The sequence below is a fragment of the Bacteroides sp. Marseille-P8574 genome (assembly GCF_902825465.1).
In the GTDB taxonomy this organism is placed as follows: domain Bacteria; phylum Bacteroidota; class Bacteroidia; order Bacteroidales; family Bacteroidaceae; genus Bacteroides; species Bacteroides uniformis.
Window position 1 is genome coordinate 2,258,898 of record NZ_CADEBE010000001.1, and the last position, 13,942, is coordinate 2,272,839.

A 13,942-nucleotide genomic window follows, 5' to 3' on the forward strand; every position below is an offset into this window, starting at 1 on the left:
CGATGAATTTTGTAGAAGAATTAAGATGGCGTGGCATGCTCCACGATATGATGCCGGGTACGGAAGAACTTCTGGCTAAGGAACAAGTGACTGCATACATTGGTTTCGACCCTACTGCGGACTCTTTGCACATCGGGCACCTTTGCAGTGTGATGATTTTGCGTCACTTCCAGCGTTGCGGACACAAGCCGTTGGCACTGATTGGCGGTGCTACGGGTATGATTGGTGACCCTTCCGGAAAGTCTGCAGAACGCAATCTGCTTACGGAAGAGACGTTGCAGCGCAATCTGGCCGGTATGAAGGCTCAGCTCTCCAAGTTCCTGGATTTTGATTCGGATGCCCCCAACCGTGCCGAGTTGGTGAACAACTACGATTGGATGAAGAACTTCACTTTCCTCGATTTTGCCCGTGAAGTGGGTAAGCACATCACCGTGAACTATATGATGGCGAAAGATTCTGTAAAGAAGCGTCTGAACGGTGAGGCACGTGACGGTCTTTCCTTCACGGAATTCACCTACCAACTGTTGCAGGGATACGACTTCCTTCATCTGTATGAAACCAAAGGCTGCAAGCTCCAGATGGGTGGCAGCGATCAGTGGGGTAACATCACTACCGGTGCCGAGCTGATTCGCCGTACGAACGGCGGGGAGGTGTTTGCACTGACCAGCCCGCTGATTACGAAGGCCGACGGTGGCAAGTTCGGCAAGACAGAGTCCGGAAACATCTGGCTCGACCCGCGCTACACTTCTCCATATAAGTTCTACCAGTTCTGGCTGAACGTGAGCGACGAGGATGCCAAACGCTACATAAAGATATTCACTGCACTGTCCAAGGAGGAGATTGACGCTCTAACGGCCGAGCACGAGGCTGCTCCCCATTTGCGCGTCCTTCAGAAGTGTCTGGCCAAGGAAGTGACTATCATGGTTCACTCCGAAGAGGACTATAATGCTGCTGTGGATGCATCCAACATCTTGTTTGGCAATGCAACTTCTGATGCACTGAAGAAGTTGGACGAAGATACGCTGCTGGCTGTGTTCGAGGGTGTTCCCCAGTTCGAAATATCCCGTGATGCACTGGCTGCCGGTGTGAAGGCGGTGGATTTGTTCGTGGATAATGCTGCTGTATTCGCTTCCAAGGGCGAGATGCGTAAGCTGGTGCAAGGCGGTGGCGTTTCTCTGAATAAGGAGAAACTGGCTGCTTTCGACCAGGTGATTACGACAGCCGACCTGCTGGACGAAAAATACCTGCTGGTACAGCGCGGCAAGAAGAATTACTATCTGATTATCGCCAAATAGCGGTATCCTAAAGAGAAGTAATTAAGGAAATAATGCTTCGGCAGTAAAAATAGCCCCGAAATATTTGGATATTTCGGGGCTTCCTTTTATCTTTGCACCGCTTTTTAACAGAAAGCCCTATGTTTGGACTATGGTGTAATGGTAGCACAACAGGTTTTGGTTCTGTTTGTCCAGGTTCGAATCCTGGTAGTCCAACCACGATACAGCTATTTACAGCTAAAAACCCACTAAAATCGCAAGTTTTAGTGGGTTTTTTTGTTATTCTTTTCCTCTCTTGTTGGCGCTATAGGTATAGTTTTTTTCTTTTTACGAATCTTTGAACGATATTGCTATATAATTGACACAAATTTATACGGTTTCTCCATTTTCTTTTGTTACATTTGCATCGTGTACGCAAACGATGTGTATTTGATGGCTGAAGTTATAACCTATTAAATGTAGTGCAATCATGAAAACGAGCTATGAAATTCGCTATGCTGAGCATCCCGATGATGTGAAAAGCTACGATACGAAAAGCATTCGCTGCGATTTCCTTATAGGGAAGGAATTCTCCCAAAATAAAGTTTCCATTGAGTATAAACTACTTGCAAATCGTACATAAATAGAATATCACTTATTTAAACTTAATAATTTAACGTTATGAATCCGTATTTGAATTTTTCTTTGGAAGGTAAAGTAGCCCTTGTTACAGGTGCTTCTTATGGTATCGGTTTTGCTATCGCTTCAGCTTTTGCAGAGCAAGGAGCAACTATCTGTTTCAACGATATCAACCAGGAGTTGGTAGACAAAGGACTGGCTGCATATGCTGCAAAGGGTATCAAAGTACACGGTTATGTATGTGACGTGACTAATGAACCTGCTGTTCAGGCTATGGTAGCCCAGATTGAAAAAGAAGTAGGCTCCGTTGATATCCTTGTAAACAATGCCGGTATCATCCGCCGTGTTCCTATGCACGAGATGGAGGCTGCTGACTTCCGCCGTGTAATCGATATCGACCTCAATGCTCCCTTCATCGTATCAAAGGCTGTTCTGCCTGCCATGATGAAGAAGGGCCACGGTAAAATTATCAATATCTGCTCTATGATGTCCGAACTGGGTCGTGAGACTGTATCGGCCTATGCTGCTGCCAAGGGTGGCTTGAAGATGCTGACTCGTAACATCTGCTCTGAATATGGTGAATATAACATTCAATGTAACGGTATAGGCCCGGGTTACATCGCTACCCCGCAGACTGCTCCGTTGCGTGAAAAGCAGGCCGACGGTAGCCGTCACCCGTTCGACTCGTTCATATGCGCCAAGACTCCGGCGGGCCGCTGGCTGGATCCGGAAGAACTTACCGGTCCGGCAGTGTTCCTGGCATCGGAAGCCTCTAATGCGGTAAATGGTCACATCCTCTATGTAGACGGAGGTATCTTGGCTTATATCGGAAAGCAACCGAAATAAATTTAAGGATAATTGAGAAGGTGATAAAGTGGCAGGATAATGTCACTTGTCACCTTTTTCTTTTGGGCGCGGATTACGCGGATTTCGCGGAAAGGATAAGGAAAATCCGTATAATCCGCGAAATCCGCGCCTAAAAGAAAGTTATACAACTGATTAGGAAAAAGCAATGATTATATGAGAAACTTTCTTTTATTATGTATGGTGGCCCTCTGCTGTCTTGCTTGTAACGATAGCAAGACAGTGACTGTTACGGTAACTAATCCGTTGGCGATGGACCGTTCCGATGAGATGGTAGAGGTGTCCATGACCGAAATCTCAAACCGCCTGAATTTGGCAGACACCGCACAGATTGTGGTTCTGAATGTCGAAGGGGAACAGGTTCCCTACCAAGTGACCTACGATGACAAATTAATCTTCCCTGCTACGGTAGCCGCCAATGCATCGGCTGCATATACCGTCCAGGCCGGTACTCCCGTCGATGTGGAGGTAAGGGCTTGTGGGCGGCAGTATCCCGAACGTCTGGACGACATGGCCTGGGAGAACGACTTGGTAGGCTTCCGTGCCTACGGTCCTGCATTGCAGGCAAGGGGTGAACGCGGTTTCGGCTACGACTTGTTCACGAAGCGAGGCACTGCTGCACCGGTATTGGAAGACATGTATGCCAAGGAACTGGATGCAGACTCCTGGAAGCAGGTTAATGAATTGCGCAAGACAGACCCGAAGGCAGCCGATGAGCTGGTACGCACATTCTCCTATCATATAGACCACGGTTATGGCATGGACTGCTATGCAGTAGGCCCAACATTGGGAGCCGGAGTGTCTGCATTGATGGTGAATGATACCATTATCTATCCGTGGTGCTACAAGACGCAGGAGGTGCTGGACAACGGTCCGTTGCGCTTCACCGTGAAGCTGGAGTTCAATCCGTTGGCTGTGAAAGGGGATACTGCGGTGGTGGAAACACGTCTGATTACGCTGGATGCCGGTTCTCATCTGAACCGTACTGCCGTTTCGTATAGCAATCTAAAGGAATCTTTGCCCATTGTTACCGGTATTGTGCTGCACGAACCGGACGGTGCTGTGGTGGCTGATGCCGCTGGTGGTTATATGACGTATGTAGACCCCACTACCGGACCGGATAATGGCAAGATATTTATGGGGGCCGCTTTCCCTGCCGTTGTGAAGGAAGCCAAAACCGTGCTTTTCCCCATAGAGGAGAAGAAGATGCGTAACAATGCGGACGGTCATGTACTGGCTGTCAGCGACTATGAGCCGGGTGCCGACTACGTGTATTACTGGGGTTTTGCCTGGGACCGTGCGGACATCAAGACGGCTGAAGCCTGGAATAGCTATATGGCGGCATTTGCACAGAAGGTACGCAATCCGATGACGGTGAGTATCCGCTAAGTTGATTTTCCTCCTTTTCCGAAGGCGAAGCTTGAGAAGCTGGAGGCTTGTAACTGTCCGGGCGAATGACAAGTGTTCTCAGAATAAGCTCTTCCCCTTGTAGACAAGTTCTGCAACGTTTTTGGCCTCCAGTTTTTCCATCAGGCGCTTCCGGTAAGTCTGTATTGTATTGATGCTGAGAAATAGTAATTGGGATATTTCAGAAGTGCTCAGTCCTTGCGAGAGATAGGCGAGCACTTCTTTTTCACGTCTCGACAATTCGGGAAGTGCATGTGGTAGGGTGTTTTGTTTTTCCTTGTCCAGTTCGCTGAAAACATTGCTGAAGTATCTGGTTCCGTTTTTCAGTGTACTGATGGCGTCTCTCAATTCGCTGGTGCTGGCATTTTTTGAAACAGCTCCGTTGATGTTTAGGGTGGATAATTTGGCTATGATCCAAGGTTCTTCATGCATGGTATAGATTAAAATGCCGCATTCGGGTATCTGGCTGTGAAGGTGGGATATGAGTTGGAATCCATTCATATCCGGTAGTTCAAGGTCAATGATGCAAAGGTCGAATCTCTCTTTGAGGGTCAGTTGTTCCACGTCTTTTGCACAAGTGGCTCCTTTGCACGTCACTCCTTCGAGTTGCGAGGCCAATGCGATGATGCCTTCAGCAACAATCGGGTGGTCATCTATTACCAGTATTCTGTATGTTTCTTTGTTTGGTTTCATTCGTTTATGTTAAGCAGTAGGGTGAAAACGTTGTTTTCTGTTGACGAGCATACATTGGCGGTAGCGTTGATGGCTCTGATACGGTCGTTTACGGTGCGCAATCCTATGCCGTCATTGTTGTTTGTTGCTGTTTGTTGCTTGTTTGCATTCTTACCGTTGTCTGTAATTTGCAGGGTATATTTATTTTCATTGTCGGCACGGAGACTGATGACTATATGACTGGCTGAGGCATGTTTCACGATGTTCATGGTGAGTTCTTGTACGATGCGGTACAGCTCATAAGCGGTTTCATTGGGAAGATGGCGTGATGCGTTGTTCTCCGTTGGATGATAGCTGACCTCTATGCCGGTGTTCTCGGTCAGTTTGGCAGCATAACGGTCGAGTATCTGGTCTAGACTGAGATGCTCGAATTCGGGAGGCATCAGTTCGTGTGAGATATTCCGCACGTTGTTTCTCAGTTTGCTGACGAGTGAGGCCAGTTCCTGCTCATTCCCTTTGCCGGCAGAAGTTTCTATCTTCATTTGCAGCCCCAGCAGGTCGTTGGCTATACCGTCATGCAGTTCCTTGGCAAAATATTTGCATTCCTCTTCCAACCCTTCAATGTAGCGGCGTGCCGAGTTCAGTTCGTTTTCTTGCTTTAGCAGTTCAATCTTCTTTTCGGCCATTCGTTTCTTGTGGCGGAGCGTCAACAAAGTAATGAGAGCAAGGCCGGACAGAAGGGCTACAGCAATGGAGGCTTTTAGAAGGAAGGCTTGGTGTTCCAGTTCTTCTTGTTGCAGGTGGGCTATCTCCAATTCCTTTTCTTGTGTGTGATATTTCACGTTGAATTCTGCCATTTGTTGCGTCAGATTGTGCTGTGCCAGTGTATCAGTCCACATGCGGGCACTATCCATGTAGGTGTAAGCCAGTTTGGGGTTTCCCAAGGCATCGTAGCATCGTGCCATTTGTGTAAGTAGTGTTTTGGGCTCGGTACCGGTTTTCCGGTTACGCAGCCAGTGGAAGTCCTTCAAGGCGCGGGCATAGTTTTTGCGGTTTGTTTCGGTGGCTGCCCTCGATTGTATGAATCCTATGGCAGCGATGGAGTTGGATGGTACCCGTTGTAGTAGTTTGTTCCCCAATTTCAAGTAGTGGTCTATGGAATCGGGTTGTTCTTTTCGTTCAAAGAGTCTCAGCATGCCGGGCAGGCAGCGTATCTTCCATAGGTCTTCGTTTCCCTCTCCGTGGCAGGCAATGTTCCAGGCTTTGCGGTTGGATTTTTCAGCATCATCCAGCTTGTTCAGTTCAGCCTTTATGGTTGCCCTGATTTGCCAGGTGGTGAAAGCTACGAATGGGTCTTCGGTTCTGGCGGCATGTTCGGTGGCCATGTCGGTATACTTTTCGGCTTCGTCCAGCTGCCTGATATTGAAGTATAGGATGGACACATTGTTGCAGATGTGGGCTATCCAGCTTTCGTCACCATATTGCAAGGCACTGTCCAGTGCTTTATTGTAATAGTAGAGTGTAGAGTCATTCATTTGGTGCTGACGGTAGAGGAGGCCCAAATCGTTGTATACGCTGATGTGCTTTTCCAAATCATCTATCTGCGGCAGGTAGGGGAGCATATTTTTTTTCATGGCAAAGGCTTCTTCTGTTTTTCCCACATAGATCAGTAGTGTGGCTTGTTCGTTCAGCAAGATGGGATACATGAAGGAGTGCTTTACGTTCCGGGTGGCAAAGGCGCTGTCGAAGCTACGTTGCGCTTCATCGTAGTGTCCTTCTTCCATGAGATTGGCTGCCCGGTTGTAGAAGTATGCCAACAGAGTGTCTGTTGGTATTTCTCCGGCGTGAAGCAGGATAGTGGTTAAAGAAAAGAGGAGTGATAATAGCTTAGTATGGCGTACCCTCATATCGGTATATTTTAGTGGAATTCAATCTGTGCTTAGTTGTTGCAAATATACGTCTTATTCATTTTGCTTTTTATCGGAGATACTGAATTTTTTCTGTATGTGGCTGAAAAATCACCTTTTTCAGTGACAAGGAGTGAAAGGAAAAGTTTATTACTTTGCAAAAAATATTAAGCTTTGTCTGGGAATGATAAATGGCCAAAAGTATCTGTCCGGGTTTGAATGGCAGAGTCTTGTTGTCGTGAGATACGGACGGCATTCCTTATACTTTTGTTATTATGGATTTTCCTTAGAGGGATGGGGATAAAACAAGATTTGTAACTTATGAAAATGTTTAAAATGATGGCTGCCTCCATGTTGGGTGTGGCGTTGTGCTTGGGATTCACTGCTTGCAGTGACGATGACGAAAATGAGAATGGTGAGGGTGGCGAAAACACCGCCACTGTGGTCAATCCTTCGCAAGTGTTTACGGGAGGGCTTCCGAAGTCGGTTTCGGGCATGGCGATTTCTCACAATGAAGAAGGGCTGGTGACGAACATTACAACTGAGGATGGGGATAAAGCCGTCTTTGAGTACTTTCCCGCTACTACAAAGGCAGATGTTGCAAAGGACCGAGCAAGAATCACCGTGACGGATGAAGAGGGCGATGTTACAGAACTGAACTTGCAGCTCAACAGCGATGGTTATGTGGAATTTTGCAACTCAATAGACCACGCTGGTACTCCCGATGCCGATGAGTTTACTTGGGAGATGGAATACGACACTGAAGGCCATCTGGTTGTAATGAAACGCTCTGAAAGCGATGGTGAAATAACGAACATTACCTATAAGGATGGAGATGTGGTGAAGACTTCCACACGTTATGTAGCTAGTGGGGATCTCAATGGTGACGGAATTATCGACAGCAATGACGAGTGGGAGTATAGTGCTGCTATAGACTATACGACGGATAATATAACAGCTCCTATCGAGAATAAGGGCTGCCTGATGTTGTTTGATGAAATACTGGATGTGGATATGGACGAGATGATATATGCCTATTATGGAGGCATGCTTGGTAAGGCTACGAAACATCTGCCGCTTGTAGGGCATTATACATACAATGGCGAGGACTCTGTGTCCGATATGTATTTTACATGGACATTGAATTCCGACAGTTATCCTACGGAACTGGTTGTAAAAGACCAGTGGGATGAATACAGATGTACATTTACTTGGTAATTATAAAACATCTGTTTATTCTTGTGGAACAGGACATGAGCCTATAAAATGTAAGGGGTTGCCTTTTGCCGAGACAACCCCTTCTTATTTTATGTGGAATTTATTGTGACAGCAGATGTTGGTAACTTTCTGCTGTTTCAAGTTTATAATACTTTGAATTCATATCCCTCTTCCTTCAGGAAGTCAATGGCGCGCGGCAATGCGTACTGCAGGTTTCCGTTGCACCAGGATTTCAAGGAATCGTGGAAGGTGATGATGGAGCCGTTGCGGGCGTAGCGCATCACGTTGGCTAGCACTTGCGGACCGCGCAGCTTCTTGCTGTAGTCGCGGGTCACGAGGTCCCACATCACAATCTTGTAGGTTCGTTTCAGCGTGAGATACTGGTTGGCGAACATATGGCCATGGGGAGGGCGGAACAAGAGAGGGTAGAGAACCTTCTCCACATTGCAATTGATGTCCCCCCCCATTTCCATGAAAATCTTCGCCTGTTCGGTATTTCCCAGATAATTCTTGGCCGTGTATTCAAATCCACGGATATGGTTGAAGGTGTGGTTACCGATGCGGTGCCCACGCTCAACGACCATCCGGAATTCGTCCGGATGCTTCCGTATGTTGTCACCTACCATGAAGAAGGTGGCTTTGATGTTGTGCTTATCCAGCAGGTCGAGCACCCAGGGAGTTACTTCGGGGATAGGGCCATCGTCGAAAGTCAGATAAACGGCTTTTTCATTGGGGTCCATCCTCCAGACTGCACCGGGATATAGTTTGCGAAAAAACTCAGGAGGTTGTTCTATAAACACGTGATTAATGATTAATTAGGGATTAAGGATTAGGGATTAAGGATTAGGGATTAAGGATTAAGGATTAGGGGTTAAGGATTAGTTATTAATGATTAGTGATGAACTGCACAGGCTAATCCCTAATCCTTTAATCCCTAATCCTTATTCTCACTCCTTCATTCTGTCCACATACATATTATACAGTTCTTCCACCTTCGGCTCGTAGATTTCGGCGAGCTTGGAGTTGTACTTCTTCATGGCCTTCACCTCGGCATCGAGTACAGCCCAGTGGTATTCAAATTCACGGGTAGAAATCATGAAGCGGTTGTCGTCCAGGCTCAGATACCAGGTCAGGTACTCTACAGCCTTGTCAGCAAGGGCTTTCATCATCTCGTCCGCCTTGGCGGTTTCGCCCAGTTGGTAGTAGGCTTCCGCCATCTGTACGGCACCGTTCTGCCAGTCGTAAGGCACGTTGTAGGCGGGAATCATCTTTTCGGCATAGTCCAGGGCGGCTTTTGCCTTGTCTTTCTTGCCCTCACGCATCAGCTGCTGCACGAGTTGGGAGAAGATGCGACGGTGAGAGTGACACATGCGCATGGCGTTCTCGTCGATATAGATGCCCGGCTTGTCGATGCCACCGAACTTGAACTTGTTCATCAGGTTGTCGTACATCTTTTCGGAGTCTATTGTCACGCCCGTCTTACTGGTGTCGAACGGAGTGAAACGATAGGCAAGACCTTCCTGAACGAAGTGGTTCTCCATGTTCAGCTGGTTCTCCCTGCCTACGCTGACAGCGATATAGATGGGGCGTTCCCAGTTGGCCTCGCTCAGCATTTCGAGCATCATCAACTCGCTCTTGTAGAGGGCGCGTTTGCCTTTCAGCGAAATGTGCATGTAGTCGGGGATTGAGTCGCCCGGTATCATCATGCCGCTGCGGCGCACGGCTTCCTTGTCTACCTTGATGACAATGCTGTCGGTAGGAATCACCTTCAAGTCCTGATTCTTGTTGCGCACCCAGTTCTTGAGGATATTCTTTAGCTCATACGGGTTGTCACCGAATTCTTTCTTTACATTGACCAGTGCTTCGGGATTACCGTCCAGTGCCTGCTTCTCGGCTTCGGCATAGAGCTGGTCGATGCTTTTCTTGTACTCAGGCTGGATGGGGACGTATTCGTTGGTGCCTTCTACGTACTCCATTCGGTCCCACGTGATGGGGAGAGAAGGACTGTCGTAGGCGGGGCGCTTCATCTGGTCGATGTACCAATCGGTCTGCAGGTACGAGAGGTTGCAGGTGCGGGCGTCGGTACGGAAACCTTCGGTCTCCTGGTTGTACCAGAGGGGGAAGGTATCGTTGTCACCGTTGGTATAGATAATCGGGTTGCCGCTTTCTTGTAGGGACATCAGGTAGTTCTGGCCGAAGTCGCGTGCCATGTAGCGGTCGCTGCGGTCGTGGTCGTCCCAAGTCTGGCTTGCCATCTGCACGGGGACAAAGAGGCAGGCTACGGAAACGATGGCGGCAGCAGGCAGTTCCTTCATCTTGGCATAGTCTTGAAGCAGACGGACGAGTCCTGCCACACCCATACCAATCCAGATGGCGAAGGCGTAGAACGAACCGGCGTAGGCATAGTCACGTTCGCGCGGTTGGCTCGGAGTCTGGTTCAGGTAGAGCACGATGGCAATACCGGTCATGAAGAAGAGGAAGAAGACCACCCAGAATTGCTGGATGCCTTTCTGCCCACGGTAGGCTTGCCATAGCAGGCCGATGATACCCAGCAGCAGGGGCAGGCAGTAGAATACGTTGTGTCCCTTGTTGTCTTTCAGTTCCTGAGGCAAGAGGCTCTGGTCGCCCACCAGCCAGTTGTCGATGAGCGGGATACCGGTAATCCAGTTGCCGTGTTCAATTTCTCCGCTGCCTTGTATGTCGTTCTGGCGTCCGGCGAAGTTCCACATGAAGTAGCGCCAGTACATCCAGTTGAGCTGGTAGGAGAAGAAGAACTTGATGTTTTCCCACTGTGTGGGCATGTTTACCATAATCATGTTGCCGCATTTGTCATAGGGCACATCGTAACCCTTGATGTCCTGCCAGGCATGGTATTGTTGTGTGTGGGCACTGCTGTACATACGCGGGAACAGCATGTTCTGGGCATATTCGTACTCAATGCGTCCGGGGATTTCGATGTACGAATCCTTTTCATCGGGTGTAGCTTTCTCCTTGCGGATGAACTTCGTGCCGTTGTACTTGATGCGCGGTTCGCAGTAACCGTCTTTCACGTCCAGCGCCACTTGCGAGGAGAAGGCAGGGCCATAGAACAGCGGGCGTGTGCCATACTGCTCGCGTCCCAGGTATTCGCCCAGTGTGAAGATGTCTTCCGGAGAGTTCTGGTCCATCGGCGTGTTGGCGGTGGAGCGGATGACGATAAGTGCATACGAGGAATATCCGATGACAATCATCATGGTGCAGAGCAGCGAGGTGTTCAGCGTGCGTGCCGATACGCGGAATTTTTCTTTGACGGCTGCCTGCGTCTTCGGACGGAGGTAGAGCCACAATGCGGCAATGACAATGACACCGATAACTACCGAGCTGGTACCGTGTCCGTAGAACGGGATACCCAGCATGGCGATGGTGAGTATGAACGAGAGTGCCATACGTGCCTTGTTGCGTTCGGTATAGCTTTCGTAGATACCCCAGATGAGGCAGGCTGCCAACAGGATGATATATACGATGACACCCGTGTTGAAGGACATGCCCAGCGTGTTGACGAAGAGCAGTTCGAACCAGCCGCCCACTTTCACGATACCCGGCACGATGCCGTAGAGTACGGCTGCTACCAGTATGCCCGAAGCGAGCAATGCCAGCAGGGAACCTTTTGCGTTGGCATTGGGCACCTTCTTGTAGTAATACACCAGTACGATGGCGGGCAGGCAGAGCAGATTCAGCAGGTGCACGCCGATACTCAGACCGGTCAGGTAGGCAATGAGAATCAGCCAGCGATCACTGTGAGGCTCGTTGGCAACGTCCTCCCATTTCAGTATGAGCCAGAATACGACGGCAGTGAACAGTGAGGAGAAGGCATACACCTCGCCTTCCACAGCGCTGAACCAAAAGGTATCGCTGAACGTGTAGGCAAGTGCGCCCACCAGACCGCTACCCATGATGGTAACCATCTGGCCGCGTGTGATATTGTTTTCGTCTGTCACCACAAGTTTGCGTACCAGGTGCGTGATGCTCCAGAAAAGGAACAGGATACATGCGCCGCTCATCAGTGCGCTCATGTAGTTCACCATTTTGGCCACGGTGGAGGCATCGGAAGCAAATTGTGAGAACAGGTTGGCTACCAGCATGAAGAACGGTGCGCCGGGCGGGTGTCCTACTTCCAGCTTATAGCCGGTGGTGATGAACTCCGGGCAGTCCCAAAAGCTTGCAGTAGGTTCGATGGTCATGCAGTAGACCGTCGCTGCAATGAGGAAGGTAATCCAGCCTACAAGGTTGTTTACGGTTTTGTACTGTTTCATTCAGATGAAATTCGTTATTATTCAGTTTTGTTTTTTACAAGCTGTTTTGCCATCGCTTAGTCAACGTATTGGCATATATGGGCGCAAATATAATGATTTCGCTTCTAAATAGGTGACAATAAGCAGCATTATTAGGATAGGTTAAGGGATTTGCTGCATCTATAGATGCAGCACGGTGGAAGTATAGATGCAACAATGATGATTCTATAGAGGGAATATCCGGCCGATAAAGGGGGATGCGGAAAGGAAGTATCCTCCTTGCTTGTCTAAATGAATCTTTCGTTTATAACCGAAAATCTAGCCTTTTTCGCAAACTTTTTAGGTTATGAACGAAAGAGTTGATAGAAATATTCGTTTATAACCGAAAATTGTTATCTTTGCAACTAAAGTTTAGGTTATGGACGAAAGAATGGATATACTTAGGAAGTACAATCTCTGGACAGAAGGAGATTTTGACTTCGGTTTCATGCGGGTAGCTTATACCGGCAGAATCATGGACTACGTAGGCAATCGTCTTGTAAAGGTGCTCATCGGCCAGCGGCGTGCTGGGAAAAGTTATGTGTTGAGACAGATAGCAAGGGAACTGATAAGAAACGGTGTCCCTCCGCAGAACACTTTGTTCATCAACCGGGAACTGAGCGACTTTGCTTTTTTGAAGACTCACAAGGATTTGGAAGAGTTGGTGACGCTTTATAAAAGCGAACTGCACCCTCAGGGGAGGATATATATTTTCATCGACGAAGTGCAGCTCATCCAAGAATGGGAAAAGTCGGTCAATTCTTATTCGCAGGACTATACCGAGGAGTACGAGCTCTTTATCAGCGGCTCCAACTCACGGATGCTGTCCGGTGAGCTTGCCACGCTGCTTTCGGGGCGATACGTCCAATTTCCGATATATCCCTTCAGCTATCAGGAGTATACAGAGATAAGGCATCTGGAACAGAACCGTGAGAGCTATATGGGCTATATGAATACGGGCGGAATCCCGGAACTTTTTGTCTTGCCCGAAAAGCAGGAGGTGCAGCGCAATTACTTGTCTGCCTTGAAGGACACCATCTTGCTGAAGGACATCATCCAACGCTACAGCATACGTGACCCCCGACTGCTTGAGGACCTTTTTGCGTTTCTTGTAGGCAATGCCTCTAATTTAGTGTCCATCGGCAACATCGTGAACTATTTCAAGAGCCAGGGCCGGAAGACGAGCTATGATGCCGTGGCTGCCTACATAGGCTATATCGAAGACTCGTTCTTGGCGTATCGTTGTGAACGCTTTGACTTGCGCGGAAAGGAAATACTGTCCGGTACGGCGAAATATTACATCAACGACCTTGCCTTTAAGAATTTCCTCTATCCCGGAACAGCCTATGGTGTGGGTTATAAACTGGAGACTCTTGTCTATCTGGAGTTGCTTCGGGCGGGCTATGATGTCTATACCGGATGTGCTAAAGAAAAAGAGGTGGACTTCATCGCTCGGAAAGGTGACCGTACGATATATCTGCAATCCACCTACATGCTGGTAGATGAACAGGCGGTGCGCCGTGAGTATGCTTCGTTGGAGGCGATACAAGATAATTATGAGAAACTGGTTGTCTCGCTTGATGACTTCTGCCTGCCGTCCAATGAAGGAATACGGCATGTGCGGGCGTGGGGACTGGGTGGATTGCTTGAAAGATAGGGATATTTCTGTAAA

General features: G+C 48.5%; 10 protein-coding genes and 1 tRNA gene. 7 read left to right on the forward strand and 4 right to left on the reverse strand.

The annotated features are described in order from the left end of the window. Positions 1 to 2: 2 nt before the first annotated feature. The 5 genes from tyrS (at position 3) to HUX74_RS09575 (ending at position 4,145) form a co-directional block, all read left to right on the forward strand. The gene (tyrS, locus tag HUX74_RS09555) at positions 3 to 1,295 is read left to right on the forward strand and encodes a tyrosine--tRNA ligase (protein WP_005834072.1); all 1,293 of its coding nucleotides are present in this window, start codon (positions 3 to 5) and stop codon (positions 1,293 to 1,295) included. A gap of 124 nt (positions 1,296 to 1,419) precedes the next feature. After that, a tRNA-Gln gene (locus tag HUX74_RS09560) sits at positions 1,420 to 1,493 on the forward strand. 250 nt (positions 1,494 to 1,743) lie between these two features. Continuing rightward, on the forward strand, positions 1,744 to 1,896 hold the full coding sequence (locus HUX74_RS09565; protein ID WP_174646570.1) for a 5-keto-4-deoxyuronate isomerase: 153 nt from the start codon (positions 1,744 to 1,746) through the stop codon (positions 1,894 to 1,896). Positions 1,897 to 1,934: 38 nt separating this feature from the next. Next, positions 1,935 to 2,738: a gluconate 5-dehydrogenase gene (locus HUX74_RS09570; protein WP_117601044.1), complete on the forward strand. Its 804-nt coding sequence runs from the start codon at positions 1,935 to 1,937 to the stop codon at positions 2,736 to 2,738. A 174-nt stretch (positions 2,739 to 2,912) separates the two neighbouring features. Then, a complete protein-coding gene (locus HUX74_RS09575; protein WP_174646571.1) occupies positions 2,913 to 4,145 on the forward strand; it encodes a DUF4861 domain-containing protein in 1,233 nt (410 codons plus the stop codon). A gap of 78 nt (positions 4,146 to 4,223) precedes the next feature. Here HUX74_RS09575 and HUX74_RS09580 read toward each other — a convergent pair whose 3' ends face one another. Together HUX74_RS09580 and HUX74_RS09585 are read right to left on the reverse strand one after the other, a co-directional pair. Then, on the reverse strand, positions 4,224 to 4,856 hold the full coding sequence (locus tag HUX74_RS09580) for a response regulator transcription factor (RefSeq protein WP_005831042.1): 633 nt from the start codon (positions 4,854 to 4,856) through the stop codon (positions 4,224 to 4,226). Then, positions 4,853 to 6,742, reverse strand: a complete 1,890-nt coding sequence (locus HUX74_RS09585; protein ID WP_174646572.1) for an ATP-binding protein — start codon at positions 6,740 to 6,742, stop codon at positions 4,853 to 4,855. Before HUX74_RS09585 ends, HUX74_RS09580 begins: the two co-directional genes overlap by 4 nt. 321 nt (positions 6,743 to 7,063) lie before the next feature. Here HUX74_RS09585 and HUX74_RS09590 point away from each other — a divergent pair, with 321 nt between their 5' ends. Further along, positions 7,064 to 7,960, forward strand: a complete 897-nt coding sequence (locus HUX74_RS09590; RefSeq protein WP_005831035.1) for a DUF4595 domain-containing protein — start codon at positions 7,064 to 7,066, stop codon at positions 7,958 to 7,960. 143 nt (positions 7,961 to 8,103) lie between these two features. On the opposite strand, the gene HUX74_RS09595 is transcribed toward HUX74_RS09590, so the two are convergent. Further along, positions 8,104 to 8,760, reverse strand: a complete 657-nt coding sequence (locus HUX74_RS09595) for a polysaccharide deacetylase family protein (RefSeq protein WP_005831030.1) — start codon at positions 8,758 to 8,760, stop codon at positions 8,104 to 8,106. A 147-nt stretch (positions 8,761 to 8,907) separates the two neighbouring features. Continuing rightward, positions 8,908 to 12,252 carry a DUF2723 domain-containing protein gene (locus HUX74_RS09600; RefSeq protein ID WP_174646573.1) on the reverse strand — a complete coding sequence of 1,115 codons (3,345 nt, stop codon included), beginning with the start codon at positions 12,250 to 12,252 and terminating at the stop codon, positions 8,908 to 8,910. Positions 12,253 to 12,649: 397 nt separating this feature from the next. On the opposite strand from HUX74_RS09600, the gene HUX74_RS09605 reads away from it, so the two are divergent. After that, positions 12,650 to 13,927: an ATP-binding protein gene (locus HUX74_RS09605; RefSeq protein ID WP_174646574.1), complete on the forward strand. Its 1,278-nt coding sequence runs from the start codon at positions 12,650 to 12,652 to the stop codon at positions 13,925 to 13,927. Positions 13,928 to 13,942: the final 15 nt, after the last annotated feature.

Excerpts from the sequence above, each read along its gene's own strand:
- tyrS (WP_005834072.1), top strand. The coding sequence starts at position 3 with ATGAATTTTGTAGAAGAATTAAGATGGCGTGGCATGCTCCACGATATG.
- HUX74_RS09565 (WP_174646570.1), top strand. The coding sequence starts at position 1,744 with ATGAAAACGAGCTATGAAATTCGCTATGCTGAGCATCCCGATGATGTG.
- HUX74_RS09570 (WP_117601044.1), top strand. The coding sequence starts at position 1,935 with ATGAATCCGTATTTGAATTTTTCTTTGGAAGGTAAAGTAGCCCTTGTT.
- HUX74_RS09575 (WP_174646571.1), top strand. The coding sequence starts at position 2,913 with ATGAGAAACTTTCTTTTATTATGTATGGTGGCCCTCTGCTGTCTTGCT.
- HUX74_RS09580 (WP_005831042.1), bottom strand. The coding sequence starts at position 4,856 with ATGAAACCAAACAAAGAAACATACAGAATACTGGTAATAGATGACCAC.
- HUX74_RS09585 (WP_174646572.1), bottom strand. The coding sequence starts at position 6,742 with ATGAGGGTACGCCATACTAAGCTATTATCACTCCTCTTTTCTTTAACC.
- HUX74_RS09590 (WP_005831035.1), top strand. The coding sequence starts at position 7,064 with ATGAAAATGTTTAAAATGATGGCTGCCTCCATGTTGGGTGTGGCGTTG.
- HUX74_RS09600 (WP_174646573.1), bottom strand. The coding sequence starts at position 12,252 with ATGAAACAGTACAAAACCGTAAACAACCTTGTAGGCTGGATTACCTTC.
- HUX74_RS09605 (WP_174646574.1), top strand. The coding sequence starts at position 12,650 with ATGGACGAAAGAATGGATATACTTAGGAAGTACAATCTCTGGACAGAA.